This window comes from Mesorhizobium sp. M7A.F.Ca.MR.362.00.0.0 (genome assembly GCF_004023175.1).
Lineage (GTDB): Bacteria > Pseudomonadota > Alphaproteobacteria > Rhizobiales > Rhizobiaceae > Mesorhizobium.
Genome location: NZ_RZTF01000758.1, coordinates 392 through 1,231, shown reverse-complemented (window position 1 = coordinate 1,231; position 840 = coordinate 392). Strand labels below are relative to the sequence as shown.

The 840-nt window shown below is 57.7% G+C and carries 1 protein-coding gene; it reads right to left on the bottom strand.

Going from position 1 to position 840, the window contains the following annotated elements; all coding sequences use genetic code 11:
- Positions 1–49: 49 nt before the first annotated feature.
- On the bottom strand, positions 50–840 hold a 791-nt coding region (locus tag EOC06_RS37465; protein WP_206631357.1), incomplete at its 5' end, for an ABC-three component system protein.

Below are 840 nucleotides of genomic sequence, written 5' to 3'. Positions count from 1 at the left end.
GTCTCGAGGGTGCTGTTGAAAGGATGACTAGGTTGCCGTCCCTCGCTGATCACTTCCACGGAAGCCGCCCCTCATTCGCGAAATGATGACAGGTACCTTGTTTGACCTGCACCCGCGCGTGGCGTCCTAACACCCCGGAAGCTTGGATGGTAGCCGCCTGCGACAGCACCCTTGTCACACGTTCCAGGCCGCCACCGTTGGACTCCGTGTAGACATCCGAAACCCCGTGATAAACCTCATCCTTGAACGTCGAAAGATAGTCCGGAGGGGTCGAGTCACGATAATAACGATCGAACTCGGCCGCGTCGAAGTACCGAGTTCGCTGATCACGCAAATGGGTGCCCCACCGAGCGTCCTGTAGAACCGCAGCCGGGTTCTCGAACTTTGATCCGGCGCACTCGCCATAAATATCGACCAGCTGACTGATGTAAGCAGATTCGTGATCTTGCAACTGGTCAGGTGCCACGCCAAGCGGCGAAGGTCCCGGATCATCGTTGAACCATTTCACGAGCACAGTCTTCGCGTGGCTGTCATCGACGAGACGGACGGCGTCCAGAGAATACACTTGGGTAAAGTCGAAAGCATTTATTGCCGAGCGGATCTCCTCGCTCAAAGGGACGCTTGCATTCTCGACCAACTCCCCGGCTATGCCGGTGGCCCACCGATCGAGGAAGGCCTGCCTGAAGCGTTCCGGATGTGCAATGAAGGCCTGAACGTTGCGCACAACCCCTCGAGGGGCGACGAACGTATAGGAGCGCGGCAGCGTGTACTCACCCTTCGCTGCGTGCATGAAGATTTTGCCCAGCTCAACAAACGCCGCCTTTTCCGATAGACGGGCAC